This window comes from Proteus genomosp. 4 str. ATCC 51469, assembly GCF_003144375.1.
In the GTDB taxonomy this organism is placed as follows: domain Bacteria; phylum Pseudomonadota; class Gammaproteobacteria; order Enterobacterales; family Enterobacteriaceae; genus Proteus.
Window position 1 is genome coordinate 1 of sequence record NZ_PENV01000026.1, and the last position, 24,196, is coordinate 24,196.

The 24,196-nt window shown below is 37.8% G+C and carries 21 protein-coding genes and 1 pseudogene; 6 read left to right on the forward strand and 16 right to left on the reverse strand.

The genetic code is table 11. The annotated features are described in order from the left end of the window. Nucleotides 1–114: 114 nt before the first annotated feature. The 3 genes from bcsB to DK866_RS18500 all read right to left on the reverse strand — a co-directional run bounded on the left by bcsB (nt 115) and on the right by DK866_RS18500 (nt 4,994). Entirely contained in the window at nt 115–2,301 is a 2,187-nt protein-coding gene (bcsB, locus tag DK866_RS18490) for a cellulose biosynthesis cyclic di-GMP-binding regulatory protein BcsB (protein WP_109410094.1), read from the reverse strand. Between the two features lie 2 nt (nt 2,302–2,303). Further along, nucleotides 2,304–4,424, reverse strand: coding sequence for a UDP-forming cellulose synthase catalytic subunit (gene bcsA / locus DK866_RS18495; RefSeq protein WP_109410095.1), 2,121 nt, complete (start codon nt 4,422–4,424; stop codon nt 2,304–2,306). Nucleotides 4,425–4,595: 171 nt separating this feature from the next. Next, nucleotides 4,596–4,994, reverse strand: a complete 399-nt coding sequence (locus tag DK866_RS18500; RefSeq protein WP_109410096.1) for a hypothetical protein — start codon at nt 4,992–4,994, stop codon at nt 4,596–4,598. Nucleotides 4,995–6,358: 1,364 nt separating this feature from the next. Between DK866_RS18500 and DK866_RS18505 the strand changes: the two genes are divergently transcribed. The 3 genes from DK866_RS18505 (at nt 6,359) to DK866_RS18515 (ending at nt 8,651) form a co-directional block, all read left to right on the forward strand. Further along, nucleotides 6,359–6,910, forward strand: a complete 552-nt coding sequence (locus DK866_RS18505) for an NADAR family protein (protein ID WP_109410097.1) — start codon at nt 6,359–6,361, stop codon at nt 6,908–6,910. A 157-nt stretch (nt 6,911–7,067) separates the two neighbouring features. Further along, entirely contained in the window at nt 7,068–7,979 is a 912-nt protein-coding gene (nagK, locus tag DK866_RS18510; protein WP_109410098.1) for an N-acetylglucosamine kinase, read from the forward strand. 87 nt (nt 7,980–8,066) lie between these two features. Next, nucleotides 8,067–8,651: a rhomboid family intramembrane serine protease gene (locus DK866_RS18515; protein WP_109410099.1), complete on the forward strand. Its 585-nt coding sequence runs from the start codon at nt 8,067–8,069 to the stop codon at nt 8,649–8,651. Nucleotides 8,652–8,670: 19 nt separating this feature from the next. On the opposite strand, the gene satP is transcribed toward DK866_RS18515, so the two are convergent. Beyond that, nucleotides 8,671–9,234, reverse strand: coding sequence for an acetate uptake transporter (satP, locus tag DK866_RS18520; protein WP_109410100.1), 564 nt, complete (start codon nt 9,232–9,234; stop codon nt 8,671–8,673). 346 nt (nt 9,235–9,580) lie between these two features. Here satP and DK866_RS18525 point away from each other — a divergent pair, with 346 nt between their 5' ends. Then, nucleotides 9,581–9,991, forward strand: coding sequence for a YgiW/YdeI family stress tolerance OB fold protein (locus DK866_RS18525; protein ID WP_409076900.1), 411 nt, complete (start codon nt 9,581–9,583; stop codon nt 9,989–9,991). Nucleotides 9,992–10,476: 485 nt separating this feature from the next. Further along, nucleotides 10,477–10,926: a DUF411 domain-containing protein gene (locus DK866_RS18530; protein WP_109410102.1), complete on the forward strand. Its 450-nt coding sequence runs from the start codon at nt 10,477–10,479 to the stop codon at nt 10,924–10,926. A gap of 118 nt (nt 10,927–11,044) precedes the next feature. Here the strand turns inward: DK866_RS18530 and DK866_RS18535 are convergent, their stop codons facing one another. After that, a complete protein-coding gene (locus tag DK866_RS18535; RefSeq protein WP_109410103.1) occupies nt 11,045–12,577 on the reverse strand; it encodes an MFS transporter in 1,533 nt (510 codons plus the stop codon). Then, nucleotides 12,567–13,667, reverse strand: coding sequence for an HlyD family secretion protein (locus DK866_RS18540; protein ID WP_109410104.1), 1,101 nt, complete (start codon nt 13,665–13,667; stop codon nt 12,567–12,569). The genes DK866_RS18535 and DK866_RS18540 overlap by 11 nt, the downstream gene beginning before the upstream one ends. 118 nt (nt 13,668–13,785) lie before the next feature. Here DK866_RS18540 and DK866_RS18545 point away from each other — a divergent pair, with 118 nt between their 5' ends. Beyond that, nucleotides 13,786–14,418, forward strand: a complete 633-nt coding sequence (locus DK866_RS18545; RefSeq protein ID WP_109410105.1) for a TetR/AcrR family transcriptional regulator C-terminal domain-containing protein — start codon at nt 13,786–13,788, stop codon at nt 14,416–14,418. 118 nt (nt 14,419–14,536) lie between these two features. Here the strand turns inward: DK866_RS18545 and tnpA are convergent. The 10 genes and pseudogenes from tnpA to atpE all read right to left on the reverse strand — a co-directional run. Further along, a pseudogene (gene tnpA, locus DK866_RS18550) lies at nt 14,537–14,847 on the reverse strand (IS200/IS605 family transposase); the annotation flags it as partial. A 150-nt stretch (nt 14,848–14,997) separates the two neighbouring features. Beyond that, nucleotides 14,998–16,824, reverse strand: a complete 1,827-nt coding sequence (gene glmS / locus DK866_RS18555; protein WP_109410106.1) for a glutamine--fructose-6-phosphate transaminase (isomerizing) — start codon at nt 16,822–16,824, stop codon at nt 14,998–15,000. A 159-nt stretch (nt 16,825–16,983) separates the two neighbouring features. Then, nucleotides 16,984–18,357 carry a bifunctional UDP-N-acetylglucosamine diphosphorylase/glucosamine-1-phosphate N-acetyltransferase GlmU gene (gene glmU / locus DK866_RS18560; protein ID WP_109410107.1) on the reverse strand — a complete coding sequence of 458 codons (1,374 nt, stop codon included), beginning with the start codon at nt 18,355–18,357 and terminating at the stop codon, nt 16,984–16,986. A gap of 152 nt (nt 18,358–18,509) precedes the next feature. Next, nucleotides 18,510–18,926, reverse strand: a complete 417-nt coding sequence (locus tag DK866_RS18565) for a F0F1 ATP synthase subunit epsilon (RefSeq protein WP_006534340.1) — start codon at nt 18,924–18,926, stop codon at nt 18,510–18,512. A gap of 21 nt (nt 18,927–18,947) precedes the next feature. Then, nucleotides 18,948–20,330: a F0F1 ATP synthase subunit beta gene (gene atpD, locus DK866_RS18570; protein WP_023583323.1), complete on the reverse strand. Its 1,383-nt coding sequence runs from the start codon at nt 20,328–20,330 to the stop codon at nt 18,948–18,950. Between the two features lie 34 nt (nt 20,331–20,364). Beyond that, nucleotides 20,365–21,228, reverse strand: a complete 864-nt coding sequence (gene atpG / locus DK866_RS18575) for a F0F1 ATP synthase subunit gamma (RefSeq protein ID WP_036933511.1) — start codon at nt 21,226–21,228, stop codon at nt 20,365–20,367. A gap of 58 nt (nt 21,229–21,286) precedes the next feature. Continuing rightward, on the reverse strand, nt 21,287–22,828 hold the full coding sequence (gene atpA, locus DK866_RS18580; protein WP_109410108.1) for a F0F1 ATP synthase subunit alpha: 1,542 nt from the start codon (nt 22,826–22,828) through the stop codon (nt 21,287–21,289). 14 nt (nt 22,829–22,842) lie between these two features. After that, nucleotides 22,843–23,376 (reverse strand): F0F1 ATP synthase subunit delta, encoded by a 534-nt coding sequence (gene atpH / locus DK866_RS18585; RefSeq protein WP_072071086.1) that lies wholly within the window; start codon nt 23,374–23,376, stop codon nt 22,843–22,845. Nucleotides 23,377–23,388: 12 nt separating this feature from the next. Next, on the reverse strand, nt 23,389–23,859 hold the full coding sequence (gene atpF / locus DK866_RS18590; protein ID WP_072071087.1) for a F0F1 ATP synthase subunit B: 471 nt from the start codon (nt 23,857–23,859) through the stop codon (nt 23,389–23,391). A 61-nt stretch (nt 23,860–23,920) separates the two neighbouring features. After that, a complete protein-coding gene (gene atpE / locus DK866_RS18595; protein ID WP_004246596.1) occupies nt 23,921–24,160 on the reverse strand; it encodes a F0F1 ATP synthase subunit C in 240 nt (79 codons plus the stop codon). Nucleotides 24,161–24,196 lie beyond the last annotated feature (36 nt).

Genomic DNA, 24,196 nt, shown 5'->3' on the forward strand with positions numbered 1-24,196 from the left:
ACCGCTTCTTGCTTAAACTCAGTAGTATAAAATCTATTTGTTCGTTTTTTCATTTAACACCTCAATAATTGGATTATATTCCATTATTAAAGTGTCCTGTTTGATTAAAGCAGATCAGTCACCTTGAGAGAAGTGTTCTCCTAAATGGAAACTTCTTACCGTGTCTTTACCACTAATCAGAGTGATGTCGCCTTTTATGGCTGCATTTATTTCAGCTAAATTTAAATCGTTGATAATGGTCTTTATTGAATCATTACCTTTAGCAGTCACTAATACGACAACCCTATCGCTCGCCCAAGGTGAGATAAAACTCACCATGCCACGCCAGTTGTTTACGGAAGAGAGATAATTAGCGGCATCACCACTTTGAGATAAATAATCACCAGCAATCCAGCCTTTCGCTTTATCAAGCAACGACTGTGATTTGATCTCGATATTTTTATTTAAAAAAGAGAATGCCTGTTGTGAAAAACGTGCTGGTAAAAAACCGTCACTGTTTAATGAGCCAATGGCTAATATATCTTGTTGAGAAAGGTTATTTTTCTCTAGCGCTTTAGCCCCTAAGAAAACAGAAGCATGAGAAACTGGTGTACCCGTGGAATAGCCTGATCTCGCCATTAAATTGACTAAGGTATAAAGCTCTTCTGTAGTCGGATTTTCAGGTAATAACAGTGTGGTTTGTGAAAAATCAGCACGACGACTAAATGGGAATGAAGCCCCTGAAAAATACGCCAAGTTCGGCATTCTTGAATAGTGCCAAGTATTTTTAAATTGCAGCGTTGATTGCGGATCAATTCGGCTAATCAAGCTACTGCCATCCGTTAAAATACAAGGAGAATCATCAGGCTCACGTAAATCAAAATAAAACTGCAATTGATTTTGGCTATAAATTTGACGAGGGTTTAAATAGAGAGTGCTGTTTTGCTGTTCACTCTCCATACCTAGCCATTGTCTTAACATACCTAAAGGTTCTGAACGTGCTGGATATAACGCACCTAAGAATTGATTATTCAAAGAAGCAATCAATGAAGAACGACGGCTATTGAGCTTATCTGAATGAGGAAAAACATATTTCAATTCTAAAGGTAACGCATCACCATCCCACCAAAAAAGATCGGGTGATACACGAAATGAAAACTGATTCGGCGCATGATTAATACCTTGACGCGAGAAATCATCGCTACCATTAGCAATTTGACCCAATGTGACCGGTTTATTGGTATTTAACCAACGTGGTGCATCGTAATCTTTTCGTACAGCCAATGTTTGAGAAGGTACAACTAAGTGATCGTTTTGTGGCAATTTACCGTTATTTAGCGCCCATACTGCTTGGCGTAATGATTTCTCATTATCACCACTGATCAGTAATAATTTGAAAACAGGATCAACGGGGTTATCAACAATAGTTAATTGCCCACTATTTCCTGAAGGTAGAGTAATACCAGCAATAGTTTGTCCGGAATAACCAACTAAAATACCGTCACTTTCAGGTAATTGGTTCATTAGAACGGGTAAATCAACTTGCTTAATATCATGACTAAAACTACCAAACCATGATGCTGCAATCGCTGCTGTTGTTACCTCTGCATGGTCAGGTTTATCTGACAATATGATAGGTAACGAGGTCGCTGTCATTCTGTCGGGATCAAAGAACGGTAGGGGCAATCGTTCCAGACTGTACCCGCCATTAATCCAGCGACCTCGATAATCTAATGATGAATCAGGTGAAATAACGAGGCTAAGTCCTTCAGCTAATGGTGGTGTACATTGATTTTCATCTAATGCATCACGACTTGCTAAACGGAAACTCAGATTATTCACATTCGTCAACATCATTTCAGGGATTTCTAAAACATACTCATGCTCTTGCCCACCTTCTTCTAAAGGTAGAAATCCCATAGGTTGACCATTTAACATTAAATGAAGTGTTTGATCCGATTGAACTAATCCTTGAGATGCTTTCACTTTCATTGTTAGTGTGGCGTTATCGATAAATAAATCATTCGCCATATTAAAAGTCACACCAGAAAGTAATCTTCTTCCTGATAATACGATAGGCGATGGGTTTCCCATCTGTGCCAACGTTAATTGCTCTTCGATATTACGAGCTTCTGATAATGCCACATCTCCCATTCTGATAGGGTTATTGGCATTTTGTTGCACTGGTGATTGAGTATAAGAAGTCGGGTCAGGCAAAATTTCACCACCGAGTTCTAACATACCTGTCGCAGCTTGAGATAAATTAATACTCGCAATCGCTATAGCAGTCAGGCTTAGCATTAATGTCAGTTTCTTTTTCATGCTTAGTCATCCCCGTTAATAGATTGCACAGAGAGTGAAGTTTTAGCTTTGGTTCTTGTTGCTACTGGTTTTACTTTTTGACGACGACCAAAGAACAATTCAAAAATACAACGCGTAATTCCTGCCAATTCTTTAAAAGGTTTATCTTTGTAATCTGTTTGATGTATCCATGCATCTGCACGACCAAAGATAATGCGCACCAATTTACGGCGAACATTTAAACTGATAGGTAAAAATTCAAGGCGTAATTGATTGTTTTCTAAACTAACCATTTCAGCAGGAACTGAAACCTCATCACGCTGAACATTTAACGTGATTGATGTGACATTGCGTTGGCGTAATTCCGCCATTTTATTCACAGCGATACGAACACCACCCATTGAAATATCTTCAGTGGTAGTACTTAATTCCGCACCATCATCAAAATGCAATGTAATAGGAAGAGAGGCTTTAATTCGAGTATGTTTACGAATTTGGCGTGTCTCTTTACCAACAGCAATCGATGCAAGAATGATAAATAAGCTGTAAGTTGCCCAAGTCAGGTTTAAAACAATAACTAGAGGATCAATACCTTGGAAATCGTTTAATAAATAACGAATAACGACCCATGAAATACCCGTGATTAAAAGAAGAGCAGTAATAATCAAAGGGCGTACAGTGAGGTAATCCATATAGCTTTTATCTAATAAATCACCTTTATCTGTTACGTTGAATTTACCTAATTTTGGTGAAACTAAGCTGAGTAGCGTAGGTAAAACCAAGCTAAAAGCCATCACCGTTTCATAAATTTCACCCCAGAAAGAATAACGATATTTACCGATATTTTTTGAGTTTACATAAACCGACATGATTAAGTGTGGCAATGCATAGGCGAATATCATGCTGGCAGATGAAGCAATAATATTGAGGTTAAATAACATAAACAGTAACGGCGCAGTCAAAAAGATAATACGAGGCAAACCGTACTGAAAATGGAGCATGGCATTGAGATAACATAGGCGCTGAGGAAATGTTAAACCACGGCCTAACATTGGATTATCAACGCGGAATATTTGTGTCATTCCTCTCGCCCAACGAATACGTTGGTTAACATGTAATGCTAAACGTTCTGTGGCAAGGCCAGCAGCTAAAGGAATATCAATAAATGCAGAGTTCCAACCTAGACGCTGTAATTTCAGTGCTGTGTGGGCATCTTCTGTTACTGTTTCAACGGCGATACCACCGATTTCTTCAAGCGCACTACGACGCATAACCGCACATGAGCCACAGAAAAATGTCGCATTCCAGTTGTCATTACCACGCTGTACAGGGCCATAGAAAAGTGCGCCTTCATGTGGTGCATCTTTAGCGGCACTTAAATTACGTTCAAAGGGATCTGAAGAATAGAAATAGTGTGGTGTTTGAATAAGCGCTAATTTAGGATCTTCAAGAAAGCTACCGACTGTTGCTTGCAAGAAAATACGAGTTGAAATATGGTCACAATCGAAAACGCAAATTAGTTCACCATCTGTTAATCCCATCGCGTGGTTTAAGTTACCTGCTTTGGCATGATCATGAACTTCACGTTCAATATAAGTTACACCCACATCACCAGCGAATTGTTTAAACTCTTCACGACTACCATCATCTAGGATATACACTTTCATTTTATCTTGAGGGTAATCGATAGCCTGTGCAGCTAAAACTGTATCACGTACCACATCTAAGCTTTCGTTATATGTTGGTATATAAATATCAACAGTTGGCCATTGAGAAACATCTTTAGGTAAAGGGGCTATTTTTCTATTTAATGGCCATGATGTTTGGAAATAGCCCAAGACCAAAATAATCCAAGAATAAATCTCAGCCATAAATAAGCCACTACCTAAAACAGCTTCGATAGTTGTATTAAAATTAAGGGTATTTGTCGCACGCCAGTAAAGATAACGTGTTGACATCAACAACGATATAAAAACCATTGTTAACAATCGTTTTTTTGATTTTTTAAAGCCGATAACAAATAACAACAATATATTGATAATACCGAATATATATTGTTGCTCGGCGCTCATTGGCATAACAATGAGTGAAAACATTGTTATCAATAAGAAAGCCGTAATTAATGTTTTAAATATTTTATTCATAAACCCATACCTTTGTCATCGCCATAGATCTTTTCTTAAGACAAAGGTTGCCCGTCGATATGAATAGATATCGAAAAGAAATAAACCTAGCTTAAAAAATAAAATAACAATGGCTAAAGATTGACACCAGTCAATATTATTTATTTATACAAAGAGTGTTACTTATTTGAATTAAACAGAGGCAATAAATGACAATATATCTTTTAGTGATATATTTTCATGTGCATGAACTCTATCTGTTTCATTGCTATCAAATATTTTATTATCTGCTAACAAATTTTTCTTACTCTTAATTAAATTGTCTTTCTTTGCTTTAACAACTAAAGCATCCTGGTGATAAGAAGGAGTTGGCGAAACAGTAATAGGTTGTTTTAGTTCGTTTTTCACAGTGAGTGAAGTTTCTGAAAACGTATTATTACTTAAATTACTAATTTTATTATTATCTTCACTACTTATAATTATTGGTTCTATTTTATTATCAACGTCTTGTGTTACAGAGGAAGGAAACTCTTGGAAAGCAAAAGCATCCTCCTGGAACTTATCTTTTAAATTACTTATATCATCATACATAGTGTGGCCCCTTTAATAACAGCACATTAAATCTTGTTCAATAATTTGATGCTCATACAAAATAAGAGAGAGTGATCCTTAGAGATAAATTCAAAACAAATTTAAATATATCTTTATAAATCCACATTTAAACTCTTATTAAACTATCAATTAATGAACATCAACTATGTAGGGTAAATTAATCTTATAAATACTGATTTTTTTAATTTCAAATAAACACCATCTGATTAAGAGCAATGATTATTTAAATTAAATTGTATAATTATTTTAATCAAAAAGACAACATCAAAAAAAGCGTAAAAATTTAAGCGATACTCATTTTCACTTCATAGATTTGGGTATTTTTACTTAATTTCACATTCATTGTTATCATCGAAAATAGCGTCTTTTTCACCCCAGAAAACACAATTAAAAACCGGATAATAACTACTATTAACTAATAACAATTTGTATAAATTTTATAAAAATAAAATTCTAAAATAATCATTAATTAATATTATTTCCTCTGAAAACTAAAGAACCTTTCAAGATCAAATTAAAAAAATCCTCATATTTTAGTTAAATTTGTTCTCTAAAAAAGAGCAGAAAAAATGTTAAATATTATTAATCCATATTGATCATCATCAAAAATGATTTATTTTTTACACTCAAAAGGTGAATTTATTGCTTTTTATCATATTAAGATGAGCAGTTTTTATTGAAAAAAAATTAAATACATCAGAGTTGGTTAAGTTTTAGAAAAAACACCCTAATAAAATAGACAAAAATAGATTATCTAACTATGAGTAGTGTTACTATTTATTTATGGTAAATACCACTAAGAATAACCTGTATTTTAGGATAATTAACTTAAGTTATATTTTATACTTAAAACAGTATTGTTAATTTAGCTTAACAACCCAACAAGCGTGACCTGGTTCAAATAATAAATGTAACGATGAAAAAACACGATACGACAAACATAACCATTTGAATTTTATTAAAAAACAATAAAATAATAGTTATATATACCAATAATCAGTAAAAATACCCATAATTATATTTTTTTATATTAAAAATACTTAATCAACTACATCTTTATACTAATAAGACAGTATCATTTTGAGACAATCTTTTTATGTAACTATATAAAATAAAATACTTTTTATATGGTTTTTTTTAAGAACAATCCTACGGGTTTAAGTTCTATTTTTTTTATGATTTGATAGAAAGTAATCAAAATAAGACGTGTAATTATATCAAAATGAATAAATAGCGGAATCGCTTCACCTACTCACAGAATCACAAAAAGGCACTCTATCCTTCTTTACTTCTATGCTATCTTTATTAGATAAACAAAAAGCCTTCGTGATAATGGAAAAAAAATGGATTTAGAACAATTAAAGAAAGATTTCCGTACAGGTAAGAAAATAAAATTTGTTTACTTTTGGGGACACAAAAGTAAAACAGATGAAGTCACAAAAAGCTGCTTTAGCCAATGGTATCCAGCACCCTTTATATTAGATGATGTTCGTTACATCAGTGCTGAACACTATATGATGGCAGAGAAAGCAAAGCTTTTTAATGATATAGAAATACGAGAGCGTATTATTGCAACATCAAATCCAGGTACAGCTAAAGCACTTGGTCGAGAAGTAAAAGGATTTAACCAAGAAATTTGGGAGCAACAACGTATGGATATCGTTATTCGAGCCAATATCGCCAAATTTTCTCAAAATAATGCATTGGGTACTTTTTTAATCTCCACAGGCAATCGTGTGCTTGTGGAAGCAAGCCCCGTTGATAAGATATGGGGAGTAGGTTTAAGTGAACAAGACAAAGAGATCAGTAATCCCCTTTTATGGAATGGATTAAATTTATTAGGCTTTGCTCTAATGAAAGTACGTAGTGTTTTAATGGAAGGCAGTCATCAATAGGTAAAAAAAACTCAACTGTCACCAATCACTGTTCCGTTTTACCTAGTGTATATAAACAGTAGAGATAACTTAAATATTGACTGAAATAGAAATGGCACGGTATCAACAATCTTGTTGTTACTATAAATAATATTTACAGAATAATTAAGAGACTGATATGTATTATGGTTTTGATATGGGCGGCACAAAAATTGAGCTTGCCGTTTTTGATAAAGATCTGACCCAAGTGTGGCAAAAACGTGTTCCTACACCTAAAAATGACTATCAGGCATTATTGAATGTTTTTAAGGAGCTAACTTTAGAAGCTGACAACGAATTAGGATGTAAAGGAAAGATCGGCGTAGGTGTGCCAGGTATTGTAAATGCAAAAGAAGGAACCGTGTTTACCACCAATGTTCCAGCAGCCAAATACAAACCTATGGTTCATGATCTCGCACATATACTCAACAGGCCGGTTAAAGTTGAAAATGATGCCAACTGTTTTGCCTTATCAGAAGCGTGGGACCCTGAGTTTCGCCATCATCCTTCTGTACTTGGCCTTATTTTAGGTACAGGTGTCGGTGGTGGTTTTGTTGTTGATGGCAAAGTGCTTTCTGGAAAAAATGGCATTGCTGGTGAAATTGGCCATATGAATTTAAATGTAGATGCAGATAATGTCATAGGCGATACCATGCCAAAAATTATCTGTGGTTGTGGTAAAAAAGCGTGTTTTGAAACTTATTTATCAGGCCGAGGCTTTGAACGTATGTATAAAGCTTTCAATCATACGCCACAAAGAGCTGTTGATATCGTTGAGCAATATTATGCTGGGGATAAGAAAACAGAAGAACATGTTGATCGTTATATGAAAGTACTTGCGATTTACCTTAGTAATATTCTTACTGTACTTGACCCACATTTAATTGTTATTGGTGGTGGATTATCACAATTTAATGCATTGTATGACCAATTGCCTGAATATCTCTCACACTGTGTCTATGGAAATGCGCAAATTCCAGCAATAGAAAAAGCGCGTCACGGTGATGCAGGTGGCGCCCGTGGAGCTGCTTGCCTTAATTTATTAGACTGATAAACAAAAAAGAGCCTTTCTTCTTTTATTAAAGGCTCTTCTATCAAAACGGTTTTATCTACGTCACTCTGTATTAAGGCTATCGTTATGGATAAGATTTGGTTTAAAAAAAGATTAACCTTTCTTGGTGGATTAACGATCACATTAATCCTACTTCAATTAATTGGCTCTTTATTGCCTATTTCACTTCTTCAATGGGGAATTATTCCAAGAACAGGAGAAGGATTAATTGGCATCTTTATCGCCCCTTTTGTACATGGTTCTTGGTCTCACCTTTTTAGTAATCTACTTCCTCTTCTTATTCTTAGCTTTTTATCCATGACACAATCTTTACGAGAATATGTTTTATCAAGTTTATTCATTATTATCGTAAGTGGTTTGTTGGTTTGGATTTTTGGACGAAGTGCTATTCATGTTGGTGCAAGTGGCTGGATCTTTGGATTATGGTCTTTATTGATTGCTCACGCTTTTACTCGACGGAAAATTATCGATATTGTCATTGCCCTTTTTGTTTTATTTTATTATGGATCAATGGCCTATGGGTTAATTCCAGGTCAATTAGGTGTATCGACTGAATCTCATATTGCAGGTGTAGTTGCAGGGTTACTTTATGCATGGTGTGCAAGAAAATTAGTACGACGAAAAAGCCAAGTAGTAGAAGTGGCTAAATAGCCACTTCTCTATAAAACAGTTACTTATGACCAATTGGCAGTATTGTTCTGCCATACATCTCATTTAATACTTCAGCCATTGCAAGATAAAAAGCACTGGCACCACAAATAATACCTTCAAAACCAGCAATTTTTAAAATCAGTGCATTGCCAGTGATATTTCCAATCGCCAGTAGGGCAAATAAAATTGTCAGGCTTAAAAAAACAAACTGTAATGCTCTATTGGCTTTTAATGTGCCAATAAACATGAAAAAGGTAAATATTCCCCATAATGCTAAAAAGACACCTAAAAAGAGAGGGGTTGTTGGCTCACTTAAGCCCATCACGGGTAATAACCAAATTCCTACTAATGTTATCCAAAAGAAACCATAAGAGGTAAATGCGGTTGCGCCAAAAGTATTGCCTTTTTTGAACTCAAAAATACCAGCAATAACTTGTGCGATCCCACCATAAAAAATTCCCATACTCATAATGACTGAGACAACAGGGAAAAAACCGGCATTATGTATGTTCAACAAAATCGTTGTCATACCAAAACCCATTAAACCTAATGGACCCGGATTGGCAATGCGTTCGTTAGTCATAAAACCTAAAACCTCTAAAAATAATAGGGGGAAATTAAAAAAAATTTGAAGGCGCTGGATAATAAGAGGTAATAGATCTAAAAACAATGATCCCGAAGGGTATATTTTTGAATAACCGCTAGCACCGATCCCAAGGGGAAATAACCAGTGGATTTAACTTAGAGAAAAGAAGTATTTAGTGATAGATGCTTATATCAATAAAAAACACAAAGAGAAATAAAGAACTACAATTCAAGGGGTAATATCAATCAGTTGATATATTAATACTGAAATTTACCTTAATATGCGGTTTTATACATGAAGATGAAATAAAATCTAATTCATTAATTAGTTGAATTATTAACCCATAAGTGAGCTTGTTATGAAAAAAATTTTAGTATTATTAATTGGTAGTACGTTAGCGTTTGCATCTCAAGCAAATACAACACACCAAGGTGGTTTTCAAGGCTCTATTCAAGCACCCACAACTGAACAAGGTGGATTTAAAGGCCCTTCTATTAGTGAAACAACCGTTGCTAAAGCAAAAGATCTTTCTGATGACACATGGGTTATCTTAACGGGCAAAATTACCAAAAAAATTGGCGATGAGCTGTATGTTTTTGAAGATAGCACCGGCGGTATCAATGTAGATATTGATAATAAAAGATGGCGTGGACAAACTGTCACACCTGAGAATACTGTCAGAATTGAAGGTAAAGTTGATAAAGAGTGGACAAGTACAGAGATCGACGTAAAACAAATTACCATTATCAAATAATTTGTCTTTAATTTAAAGTAACCCTGATTATTATAAAAGCTAATATATTGAAATATATTAGCTTTTTTTGTTTTTCGCTTTTTTATATTTTAGTTTAATCAATAAAATTGTACACCTTATACAAATTTATCCGCTTTAACCTCAAGTTAAGCTTAGGTTTATACTCACTATCAGTTAAAGCACAATCACTCTTCGCAAGAGGTGATTTAACTAATGAGATACCCTCATAATCATTTACATCCTAACTACTCTACGTTTACCCTGTTTTCTCCATTTTAAGCCTGCTAAGCAGGCTTTTTTTCTGCTTATATCAAGTCATATTCTCGAAAAACATCAAAAAAGGATAAATAAAGTATTATTTATACCTTTGTTTTCTATAAATATTTTTTTACAAAACTCTACGCGTTTATACCTTAATTAAATTGACCTTCCAGTAGGGGGAAAGATTATTGTTTCGTCTATCAACTTAATGAAAGGAATAAACAATGAAAAAGTTATTACTGCCTTCTATCATTGCAATCTCAGCTTTTACAAGTACAGCTTATGCTTCTAATCATAATGTTGTTGAGGTTTATAAAACAGAGAGTTGTGGATGCTGTACTTTATGGGCTGATGGAGTGAAAGAAGCTGGCTTTAACGTTAAAGTGAATATCGTTTCAGAAACTCAATTAATGGAAAAATATCAACAAGCAGGCGTGCCAAATAATTTATTAAGTTGCCACTTTGCGACTTATCAAGGTAAAGACTTAGTTGGACATATCCCGGTTGATAGCTTAAAAAATATCAACTTAGTGGATAAATCGAAATCCGGTATTGCGGTTGCAGGTATGCCAGCAGGAAGTTTAGGTATGTATGCTGGTGATTATAAAGAGCCTTACCAAGTTATTGCTTTTGATAAATCAGGTAATCAATCTCTATTTAAGTCTTACAACTAGGTTTTTCTTACTTATTTTTCTTAATTAGTTTTGTTCTTACTGTAGTGTTGTTTTAATAGCGATATATCTCTCCGATAGTGCTATTTTCCTCTGCCTGTTATCGATTACAGGCAGATTTTTATTTTTGAATAGTAAATAATGTTGGCACAATAGGATTAGCAGGTGAAGGTTTTAAAAAAAATAGACAAATCAATCCTAAAACAACAAACCATGTTATTAAATGAAATCCATCTATAAAAGATGCAACATGAGACTCTCTTGTTATTAACGTCATGAAATCTTGAACGTTATCAAGCCCCTTTCCTAATAGTTTTTGTTCCCCTGTTTGTACATAACCCCTTAATGACCCTTGATGTGTATCATACGATATTCTTAAATACGTATTCATTAAGGCCCCAGCTAGCGCTGGCATTAATACTCGTGCTATTGATATATAAGCCCCAAGGTGCAACGCTTCACTGGGTTTAATATTGGTCACAAATGAAGCAATTAAACCAATTAATAAAATACATTCTCCAATAGCTTGTAGCACAATAAGCAAAAAGAAATCGTCCGATCTCCACTGATAAGTAATTTGTTGACCAAGTAAACAAGAAACACCAATAATAGTAATTCCGATCATCATCACTAAACGAGGTTCTAGCCGACGTGCGATAATAATGGCTAGAGGACTACAAAGAAGATAGGTAATAAAACCAACATTGCTTATTTCTCCTATTTGTTGTGCTTTAAAGCCTGCAACAATACTCAAAAAAGAAGGCACAAATAATGAGTTGGGCAACATTAAAAAACCGTATAAACAAGCAATGACAAAACAGACCCTTAAATTATAATTTGTAAGCCAATTTAAATATCCAAAACTTTTGCTATAAGTTACCGCTCTAATAATAAAAGTCAGTATTAAAATAGCACTACCAAGTAAACAAGAAATAATTAGCCCAGAGTCCCACCATCCAAGTAATTCACCTTGAACAACACTAATATATAATAGAGTTAAACCTAGGCATTTTAATGTCATTCCTCCCCAATCACTTTGTGCAAGTTGCTCTTTATTAATAGGTGTAATTGGCATTCCACGCCAAGCAAAAAACATAATAGCTAACGAAAATAACATTGAAACCCAATAGAGCCAGCGCCAATTTAAGATTTCGAATATTGAACCAGATATTCCTACTCCTGCATCCATTCCGACTGAAACTCGCAGGCTATAAGCCGCCATAACGATTAGCCAAACATTAGGATTTAAACTTCTTAATGCCAAAGATATTGTCATTGGCAAATAGACTCCCAAACAAAAACCAATCAAAAAATGCAGTATTAATAAAAAAGGTAGTCCAATAAAATCACCACTACTAGAAACCAAAATACAACAGAAAAAAAGTAACAAGCTTGAGCTAATTAATATTTTCTCAGCACCATAAATCACCATAAACCAAGGTACTAATGTCATACTGATTAACTGAGCAGAATTAATTGCTACGTTTAACCAAGAACCTTGCACTATATCTAGAGCAAAAATACCGCGTAAATCAGCTAAAGACATAGAAAACATACGAATAAATAGTGTAGATAAAATCGCACCAAGAAAAACAGAAAATACTATAAATAAAGGTCTGTTTTCTTGTGCTCCTGACAAGAAATTAAGCGTCATCATCAACCTCCTCTATAGATAAACTTTCTGTGTCTATTTTTACCTCGGCAGACATACCAGCACGCAATTTAGCTAATAATTTATTATTACTATCAAAAGTGATGTAAACAGGGATACGTTGAACAACTTTAGTGAAATTGCCACTCGCATTATCGGCAGGAATTAGTGCCGATTCGCCACTACTTTGCGCGCCAATATAACGAACTTTTCCTTGATATATTTCATTAGGAAAAGCATCTATATTGATAGAAACAGTTTGTTCAGGAAGAATTTTTTTTATCTGTGTCTCTTTTAAATTCGCAATGATGTAAATATGATTTAGAGGAGTCAGTGTGACGATTTCTGTGCCAGGAGTAACTAAACTCCCAAGATTGACTTTTATTTTATTTAACTGAGCATCAAAAGGGGCTTCTATTCTTGTATAAGTAAGTTCTGTTTCTGTTTGTTGATAACGTGTTTGAGCAATATTTTTTTCTGTTAGACGTATTTCTTCTTGAGCTTTAAGTAATACCAATGATTGTTTAGCTTGCTCCCATTCATTTTTAGCTGCGCTTTGTAATTTTATTAAACGTTGTAAATCAGATTGAGCATCAAGGTAATTTTGTTGAGTTATAGCCCCACTTCGAATCAAATCTTTTCGTAATAAAGGATTTCTTTTCGCTTGAGCGACATCAATGACAGTCGCTTCATAGCGATTATGTAAAGTTTCGATATTAAGTTCAGACGCTTTTATCTCTTCTTTTAAATTATTAAGCTGTAATTGTGCTTTTTTAAACTCGGCAATAGCGGTCTCTTTACTAAGTAACTGTTCGTTATCATTAATAATAGCAATAACATCTCCTTGTTTAACAAACTGATAATCCTCCTTTTTTATTTCAGAAATAAATCCCGTCATTCTTGATTTTAATATTGTAGGGTCTGTTTTTATGTAGGCATTATCAGTGGATTGATATCGTGCATCACTCCACCATTTATCCCAATCTAACGTTGCAGTTGTAATCAATACAATAACTAAAATGACAGCAATCCAAGGAGTATAAGTCATTATAAATTCTGTTATTTTTTCTTTTCTTGATGGCATATTTTTCATATTTCATTCCCAAATAACGATATTTCCACTCACTTAACCCGCAATCTAACATTGTTAGGTTGTATAAATATGGTAAACTAACATTGTTAGATATAAAAGAGGGAAATGAGAATTATTTATGAAAACACCTAAAATTGAACGGCTGAAAGTAGTAGATACCGCCCTTGCATTACTAGAGACAGAAGGTATTGAAGGCTTAACAATGCGTAAACTAGCGGATGCTTTACAGATAAAAGCAGCCTCTCTCTATTGGCACTTTGATAACAAACAGACGTTAATTGAAGGGATCGCGGATAGAATAGTCAGCGATGTTGCCGTAAATTTTGAATTTCATAATGATTGGAAAAAAGATATAACACGCCTTTCTTATGATTTAAGAAACGCATTTTTACGTCATAGGGACGGTGCCAGAGTATTTGCAGGTACTTATGTCATTTCTGAAAATGTATTACGTATAAATAATACTTTTATTAATGCAATTATGCAGTCAGGTACTTCAGCTCAATTAGCCAGCAAGATGACAATGGCGTTACTCTATTTTATTTTAGGGTGTTGTATTGAACAACAGTCCGTTATGCTCATGGAAAAAGTAGAATTAATGAATAAAAGAGAAGCATTTGAGCAATTAGTCCAAGATAAATTCCCTCAAACTTGGCAAGCAAGAGATGTACTTTTTGCCGATGATTTTACAAACCGTTTCGAATTTGGGTTAGAGCAATTATTACTCGGTTTTCAGCATCAAATTAATTAAATCATAACCACCCGTAAAACGGGTGGTTTGCTCTTGCCCCTATAAGGGCTTATTACCGACTGTGCCTAAATGACGTTGCTTTCTCTTCGTTCAAGCTAAGTGTCTTTGCTACTTTGGCTTACCCTTTGAAGGGATTTACATATTCTTTACTACTCAATTTATCCAAGATTAAATCCGACTTTTCTTGCTCTCTGATATACTTCTGAATTGTGGCTTCGTTTAGCCCCACTGTCGTGACATAGAACCCTTCTGCCCAAAACTTTCTGTTGCCAAATTTATATTTTAGATTGGGCAGTCTTCAAAGATCATTAGCGAGCTTTTACCTTTCAGATATCCCATAAAGCTTGAAACACTTATCTTCGGTGGAATACTCACTAACATATGCACATGATCTGGCATGAGATGCCCTTCAATTATTTCAACACCTTTGAATGCCACCTGCGTAGCGGGTAGTTTTATGTTTAAAACGCTAGCACGACTTAAACTGGCTAAAGCCATAATAAAAAACCCAGTGATTCAATTAAGATTTCACTGGGTTTAAGTATAAATAACAATAAATTATTTATAAAAAGCTAATTTTTATTCAACTGTAACCGATTTTGCTAAGTTACGAGGTTGGTCTACATCTGTGCCTTTAATTAAAGCAACATGATAAGACAACAGCTGTAATGGTACGGTATAGAAAATCGGTGCGATCAGTTCTTCAACGTGAGGCAAAGAAATTAACTTCATCGTTTCGTTTTCTTCAAAGCCTGCATCTTGATCAGCAAACACATACAGTAAACCACCACGTGCCCGAACTTCTTCGATATTAGATTTTAATTTCTCTAATAATTCATTGTTTGGCGCAATAATGATAACCGGCATATCCGCATCAATTAATGCTAATGGGCCGTGTTTTAATTCACCAGCAGCATATGCTTCAGCATGAATATAAGAGATCTCTTTTAGCTTTAATGCACCTTCTACCGCAATCGGGTATTGGTCGCCACGACCTAAGAATAAAGCATGGCTTTTTTCTGAGAAATCTTCAGCTAAGGCTTCAATCACTTTATCTTTCGATAACATGCTTTCAATACGGCTTGGTAATGCATGTAATGCTGTTGAAACTTCATGTTCTAATGTTGCAACACCTTTAATGCGTCCCATATATGCCACCAGCATTAATAGAACTGTTAACTGTGTTGTGAACGCTTTAGTTGATGCAACACCAATTTCAGCACCCGCTTTAGTCATTAAAACAAATTCAGATTCACGTACTAAAGAAGATCCAGCCACGTTACAAATAGCCAGTGATGATAAATATCCTAACTCTTTAGATAAACGTAGCGCCGCTAACGTATCTGCGGTTTCACCTGATTGGGATAATGTGATCAATAAACTATTACGGCGAGTTGCTGGTTTACGGTAGCGATATTCAGATGCAATTTCGACATCACAAGGAATGCCCGCTAACGATTCAAACCAATAACGAGAAACCATACCTGCGTTATAAGAAGTCCCACAAGCTACTATTTGAATATGTTCAACTTTAGATAATATCTCTTCAGCTTTAGGGCCTAATTCACTGAGATCGATCGAATCTGATTTTAAACGACCTTCAAGGGTGTTTTTAATCGCCAGAGGTTGTTCGTAGATCTCTTTTTGCATGTAGTGGCGATAAACACCTTTATCACCCGCATCGTATTGAACGTTAGATTCAATCGTATCACGATTAACTTCTTCACCATTTACATCAAAAATATGGACATGACGGCGTGTAATTTCAACAATATCCCCTTCTTCAAGGTAGATAAAGCGGCGAGTCACTGGCAATAATGCTAATTGGTCAGAAGCAAGGAAGTTTTCTCCCACACCAAGACCAACCACCAGCGGACTACCAGAACGTGCGGCAACTAATAATTCTGGTGTGCGACTATCCATAATTACAGTACCGTAAGCACCACGTAATTGAGGAATAACGCGCTGTACAACTTCACGTAATGTGCCACCTTGGCGCTGTTCCCAGTTTGCCAAGTGAGCAATCACTTCGGTATCTGTTTGAGAAGCAAACTGATACCCTCTTTTAATTAATTCTGCTTTCAGTTCTTGGTAGTTTTCGATAATACCATTGTGTACCACGGCAATAGTGCCAGATACATGAGGATGTGCATTATCTTCACAAGGTTCACCATGTGTTGCCCAACGAGTATGAGCAATACCTGTGCCACCAATGACTTGTGTTTTTTCTGCTTCATCAGCCAACATTTGTACTTTGCCAGCTTCACGCAAACGTGTCATTTTGCAGTCATTATCAACAACAGCTAGCCCCGCAGAATCATAACCGCGGTATTCTAGACGACGTAAGCCTTCAATTAAGATTTCAGCGATATCGCGTTGTGCAACTGCACCTACTATTCCACACATTGTGTTATTCCTAAAACTGTGCGTTTATTCGCACTTGGATGTCTTATACCTGATTGGTTTTTTCCCCAAGCCATTGTAGAAAGCGGGGATATTTTTTGTTTTTAGAATAATAGAGTACAAGAAAAGGGCGCTAATTAAATATACGCCCTTCTCTTAAAATTATTGTTTTTTCTTCACTGGACGTTTCCATCCACTGATATGAGTTTGCTTAACTCGACTGATCACTAATTCGTTTTCATTTACGTTTTTAGTGAGTGTTGTTCCTGCACCAATGGTTGCACCATTAGCAACAGTAACTGGCGCCACTAATTGAGTATCTGAACCAATAAAGACATCATCACCAATAATGGTTTTGAATTTATTTGCCCCATCATAGTTACAAGTGATAGTACCTGCGCCGATATTAACGTTAGCTCCCACTTCTGTATCGCCTAAGTAAGTCAAATGACCTGCTTTAGAGCCAATACCTAAGCTGGCTTTTTTCATCTCAACAAAGTTACCCACGTGAGCTTTATCAGCTAATTCACTACCTGGGCGAAGACGTGCAAATGGGCCAACTGTACACTCTTGTGCTAAGTTTGCATCCTCGATCACCGTATATGGGCTAATAATAGAATTATCACCAATCACACAGTTTTTTAGAACACAACCTGTACCAATTTCAACGTTATTTCCCAACGTCACATTACCTTCAATGATAACGTTGGTATCAATCACCACATCTTTACCATGAGTTAATGTTCCACGTAAATCAAAGCGCGCAGGATCAAGCAACATAACACCTTCTAATAATAAGCGCTCTGCTTGTTCTGTTTGGTAAATACGTTCTAATGCAGCCAGTTGTAGACGGTTATTCACACCTTCCATTTCACTATGGCGACGAGGATGAGCCGTTTCAATTTTACGACCTTCTTTATGCGCTAACGCGATAATATCAGTAATGTAATACTCTTTTTGTGCATTGTTATTATCGAGCTTACCTAACCAACGTTTTAAATCACCACCATTGGCCACTAAAATGCCAGTGTTGATTTCATTAATTTTGAGTTGTTCTTCAGAAGCATCTTTTTGTTCGATGATGCCAGTTACTTCACCATTTTCACGAACAATACGACCATAGCCAGTTGGATTATCTAAAATAACCGTTAATAAACCAATACCGCCTTCTGGTTTGACTTCAATTAAACGTTCTAATGTTTCTTTGGTTATAAGAGGAACATCACCATAAAGCATCAGGATATCTTCATCATCAGCAAAGAAAGGCGCGGCTTGCTGCATTGCGTGACCCGTTCCTAGTTGCTCTGCTTGTAGTACCCAATTAACAGGTTGTGAACCTAATTTTTCTTTCATTAGCTCACCACCATGTCCATAGACAAGGTGTGTTTGTTGAGCACCTAATGACTTAGCAGTATCAATCACATGTTGAACCATGGATTTACCCGCAAGTTTATGAAGAACTTTAGGTAGCTGTGAATACATGCGGGTGCCTTTTCCCGCAGCAAGAATAACAACGCTTTTAGCTGAATTAGACATAATTAACCCGATAACTCCCGTAAAGAATGGCAAGTAAACCTGTTTATGCCAAATAATACTACATATTTCGTCACACAAAATATTTCATGACGCAAAAAAGCCAGTTAGCTAAGAACCAACTGGCTTTTTTATTCATAGACTGCCTATTTACATCAACGTCGAGTCAGTTCGATTACACGTAGTTTTGCAATCGCTTTGGCTAATTCTGCTGATGCTTGAGCATAATCAACATCACCATGAGAGGATTGAATGTGTTCTTCAGCTTTACGCTTAGATTCCAACGCTTTCGCTTCATCCAAATCACGACCACGGATAGCTGTATCTGCCAGTACAATGACGCCAGTCGGCTGAACTTCGAGAATACCACCTGAAAGGTAGATAACCTCTTCTTCGCCCGATGTTTTTACGACACGTACCATGCCCGGTTTTATGGCAGTTAATAACGGGGTATGCTGCGGATAAATACCGAGCTCACCTTCGCTACCAGTTACCTGAATTCGTTTGACTTCGCCGTCATATAACTGCTTTTCAGCGCTGACAACTTTCAGGTGGAACGATGTATCGGCCATATCAACCTCCCGTCAGCCGTATTAAAGCTTCTTAGCTTTTTCTACTGCTTCTTCGATAGTACCAACCATATAGAACGCCTGCTCTGGCAGGTGGTCATAATCACCGTTCAGAATACCTTTAAAGCCACGGATAGTGTCTTTCAGGGAAACGAACTTACCTGGTGATCCGGTAAATACTTCAGCAACGAAGAATGGCTGTGACAGGAAGCGCTGGATCTTACGCGCACGCGCAACAACCAGTTTATCTTCTTCTGACAGTTCATCCATACCTAAGATAGCGATGATGTCTTTCAGTTCCTGATAACGTTGCAGGATAGACTGAACACCACGAGCGACATCATAGTGCTCTTGGCCAACTACCAGTGGGTCTAACTGACGACTGGTAGAATCCAGTGGGTCAACCGCAGGGTAGATACCTAATGAAGCAATTTGACGGCTCAGTACAACTGTCGCATCTAAGTGAGCAAACGTTGTTGCTGGTGATGGGTCAGTTAAGTCATCCGCAGGTACGTATACAGCCTGTACAGAGGTGATTGAACCTGTTTTGGTTGAAGTGATACGTTCTTGCAGAACACCCATCTCTTCAGCCAATGTTGGCTGGTAACCTACCGCTGATGGCATACGACCTAACAGTGCTGATACTTCTGTACCGGCTAAGGTGTAACGATAGATGTTATCGACGAATAACAGTACGTCACGGCCTTCATCACGGAATTTTTCAGCCATAGTCAGACCCGTCAGTGCTACACGCAGACGGTTTCCTGGTGGCTCATTCATCTGACCATAAACTAACGATACTTTGTCAAGAACGTTAGAATCTGTCATTTCATGATAGAAGTCGTTACCCTCACGAGTACGCTCACCAACACCAGCAAATACAGAGTAACCTGAGTGCTCGATCGCGATATTACGGATCAATTCCATCATGTTAACTGTTTTACCAACACCCGCACCACCAAACAGACCTACTTTACCACCTTTAGCAAACGGACAGATTAAGTCCATTACTTTGATACCAGTTTCAAGCAGTTCTTGTGAGTTTGATAACTCTTCGTAGGTTGGTGCTTCACGGTGAATAGACCAACGTTCTTCAGTTGCAATATCACCTTTCATATCAATAGGTGTACCCAGAACGTTCATGATACGTCCCAGTGTTGCTTTACCTACTGGTACTTCAATTGGGTGGCCTAAGTTTTCAACTTTTAAGCCACGGCTTAAACCGTCTGATGTACCCATTGCGATACAACGAACGATACCACCGCCTAACTGTTGCTGAACTTCCAGCACCAGTTTTTCTTTACCATTCATAACCTCAAGAGCGTCGTATACTTTAGGGACGCTATCCTGAGGGAATTCGGCGTCCACTACGGCGCCGATTACCTGGACAATCTTTCCAGTAGCCATCTTGAATCCTCTACGTAATTCGTAAACCTAGCTGTTATACCGCGGCTGCACCAGACACAATTTCTGTAAGTTCCTGAGTAATGCTTGCTTGGCGTGCTTTGTTGTACACCAATTGCAGCTCTTTAATCAGGTTACCACCGTTATCTGTAGCGGCTTTCATCGCGACCATTCGGGCGGCCTGCTCACTCGCTAAGTTCTCTACGACGCTCTGGTAAACCTGCGATTCGATATAACGACGCAGTAAAGTATCCAGTAACGCCTTAGGATCAGGTTCGTACAGATAATCCCAAGATTTTTCTTTCAGCTCTTCATCATCACCTGGTGGTAATGGTAAAACCTGAAGAATTTTAGGCTCTTGAGCCATGGTATTGATGAACTTATTTGCCACCACATACAGTTTATCTAAACGACCTTCGTCATAAGCCTGCAACATGATATTGACTGGACCGATAAGGTCTGACAGTTTTGGATCATCGCCCATGCCGGTTACCTGACCAACAACATTTCCGCCCACAGAGCCGAAGAATGAAGCTGCTTTAGAACCCACTAGAGCTAAATCTACCTGTACACCTTTTTCAGACCACTCTTTCATGTCTGCCAGCAGTTTTTTGAACAAGTTAATGTTCAAACCACCACACAAACCACGGTCGGTCGAAACAACCAGGTACCCGACACGTTTAACTTCACGCTCTTCGAGGTATGGATGTTTGTATTCCAGATTCCCTAACGCAAGGTGACCAATCACACTGCGCATGGTTTCTGCATAAGGACGGCTGGCTGCCATGCGTTCCTGCGTTTTACGCATTTTCGACGCGGCGACCATCTCCATCGCTTTAGTGATCTTCTGTGTGTTTTGCACACTGGCGATCTTCGAACGTATCTCTTTTGCGCCGGCCATTTCTGCTTCTCCTCATGAACCAGACGGCCTAATGTTTAACTATTAGGCCGAATAGTTATTACCAGGACTGAGTCGCTTTGAAGTTTTCTAGCACGCCTTTCAGCTTCGCTTCGATTTCTTCGTTATAAGTACCAGTCTGGTTGATTTCTTTCAATAAATCAGCATGTTCACGAGAGGCATAAGCTAATAAAGCCGCTTCAAATGGCACAACTTTTGAAATTTCAACATCTTCCAGATAGCCACGTTCTGCGGCATACAGTGCTAAAGACTGTTGTGCAACAGACATTGGTTCGTACTGTTTCTGTTTCAGCAATTCAGTCACTTTCTGACCGTGGTTCAATTGTTTACGGGTAGCATCATCCAGATCTGAAGCGAACTGTGAGAATGCTGCCAGCTCACGATACTGCGCAAGTGCAGTACGGATACCACCAGAAAGTTTCTTCATGATCTTAGTCTGAGCTGCACCACCTACACGAGATACGGAGATCCCTGGGTTAACAGCTGGACGGATACCTGCGTTAAACAGGTTAGATTCTAAGAAGATCTGACCATCGGTAATAGAGATTACGTTCGTAGGAACGAATGCAGAAACGTCCCCTGCTTGCGTTTCGATAATTGGCAACGCAGTCAGAGAGCCGGTTTTACCTTTAACTTCACCATTAGTGAATGCTTCTACGTACTCAGCATTAACGCGAGCAGCACGCTCAAGTAAACGGGAGTGCAAGTAGAAAACGTCACCAGGATATGCTTCACGTCCAGGTGGACGACGAAGTAATAGTGAAATTTGACGGTATGCGACAGCCTGTTTAGACAGGTCATCATAAATAATCAGGGCATCTTCACCACGGTCACGGAAGTATTCACCCATTGCGCAACCTGAATAAGGAGCTAGGTATTGCAGTGCTGCTGATTCTGATGCAGAAGCAACAACAACAATGGTGTTTTCTAACGCGCCATGTTCTTCTAATTTACGAACAACGTTCGAAATAGTAGAGGCTTTCTGACCGATAGCGACATAAATACATTTAATGCCAGAGTCGCGTTGATTGATGATCGCATCGACAGCCAGAGCAGTTTTACCTGTTTGACGGTCACCGATGATCAATTCACGCTGACCACGACCGATTGGGATCATGGCATCGACGGATTTGTAACCTGTTTGTACAGGCTGATCAACTGATTGACGGTCGATAACACCAGGAGCAATCATCTCAACAGGTGAGAATCCATCATGCTCTACGGCACCTTTACCATCAATCGGCTCACCCAGTGTGTTTACCACACGGCCAAGCAGACCACGCCCTACAGGTACTTCCAGAATACGACCTGTACATTTAACTTTCATGCCTTCTGCTAAGTCAGCATAAGGACCCATCACAACCGCACCAACAGAGTCGCGCTCTAAGTTCAGTGCGATAGCGAAACGGTTACCCGGCAGTGCGATCATCTCACCCTGCATAACTTCGGCTAAACCGTGGATACGAATGATACCGTCACTGACGGAAACAATCGTACCTTCATTGTGAGCTTCACTCACTACATTGAACTGAGCAATGCGCTGCTTGATCAGTTCGCTGATTTCAGTGGAATTCAGTTGCATATGCTCCAGTCCCCTTAAGACTGCAAGACGTCAGTTAATCGCTCTAAACGGCCACGAATACTGCCATCGATGACGAGGTCACCGGCGCGTATAATCATGCCTGCGATAACAGACTTATCAATTTTGCAATTCAGCTTCACTTTGCGTGATAGACGATTTTCCATCGCTGCAGAAATGTTAGCTAGCTGCTGTTTAGTTAGCTCAATGGCAGAAGTTACTTCAACGTCAACCGTTGACTCTAGTACTGCGCGCAATTGAATAAATTGGCTCAATACTTCAGGCAACGTTGATAAACGGCCATTCTCAGCCATAACACGAATTAAATTCTGAGCATGTTCATCTAATTGATCGCCACAAAGGTCAGCGAAGATGTTAGCCAGTTTTTCTGATGCTAAAGAACCAGAAAGTAATTCGGTTACCTGCTCATTGCGTGCTACTTCAGCGGTGAACGCCAGCATAACCTGCCATTTATCGACAGCCTGGTTTTCCACAGCAAAGTCAAAAGCTGCTTTGGCGTAGGGGCGAGCTACAGTTGCTATTTCAGACATGCCCCTCCCTCCTTACAGTTCAGCGACCAGTTTATCAACGATGTCGCTATTAGCAGCTTCATCCACGGAACGTTCAATAATTTTCTCGGCACCTGCGATAGCCAGCATTGCGACTTGTTTACGAAGTTCTTCACGAGCACGTTTACGCTCTGCATCCAGTTCGGATTGAGCTTGTGCAACGATCTTACTACGTTCTTGCTCTGCTTCTGCTTTAGCTTCTTCAATCATTTGAGTGCGTTGTTTATTCGCTGATTCAATGATTGCTTGTGCTTCTGCTTTTGCTTTCGCTAGCTGATCGCCTGCATCGGCTTTCGCTAAATCTAAGTCCTTTTTAGCACGTTCTGCAGATGATAAACCGTCAGCAATTTCTTTTTGACGTTTTTCAATGGCCGCCATGATTGGTGGCCATACGAATTTCATGCAGAACAAAACAAACAGGACAAATGCGACGGCCTGGCCGAGGATTGTTGCATTTAAATTCACAGCACAATACCTCTTTTTTGGTTATAAACTAACTTGATGCTTTTACTGCTCATTACCATCATTAGGCAACAGCAAACATCACGTAAAGGCCCAGACCCACAGCAATCATTGGGATGGCGTCAACCAGACCCATAACGATAAAGAACTGTGTACGCAGAAGAGGGATCAGATCAGGCTGACGAGCAGCACCTTCTAAAAATTTGCCTCCGAGGATTCCGATACCGATTGCAGCACCGATTGCAGCTAAACCCATCATAATAGCGGCAGCCATGTACAGCAGATCCATACTCAGGTTTTCCATGACAGTCTCCAGTTTGTTTCAGTTATTTCTTCAAAG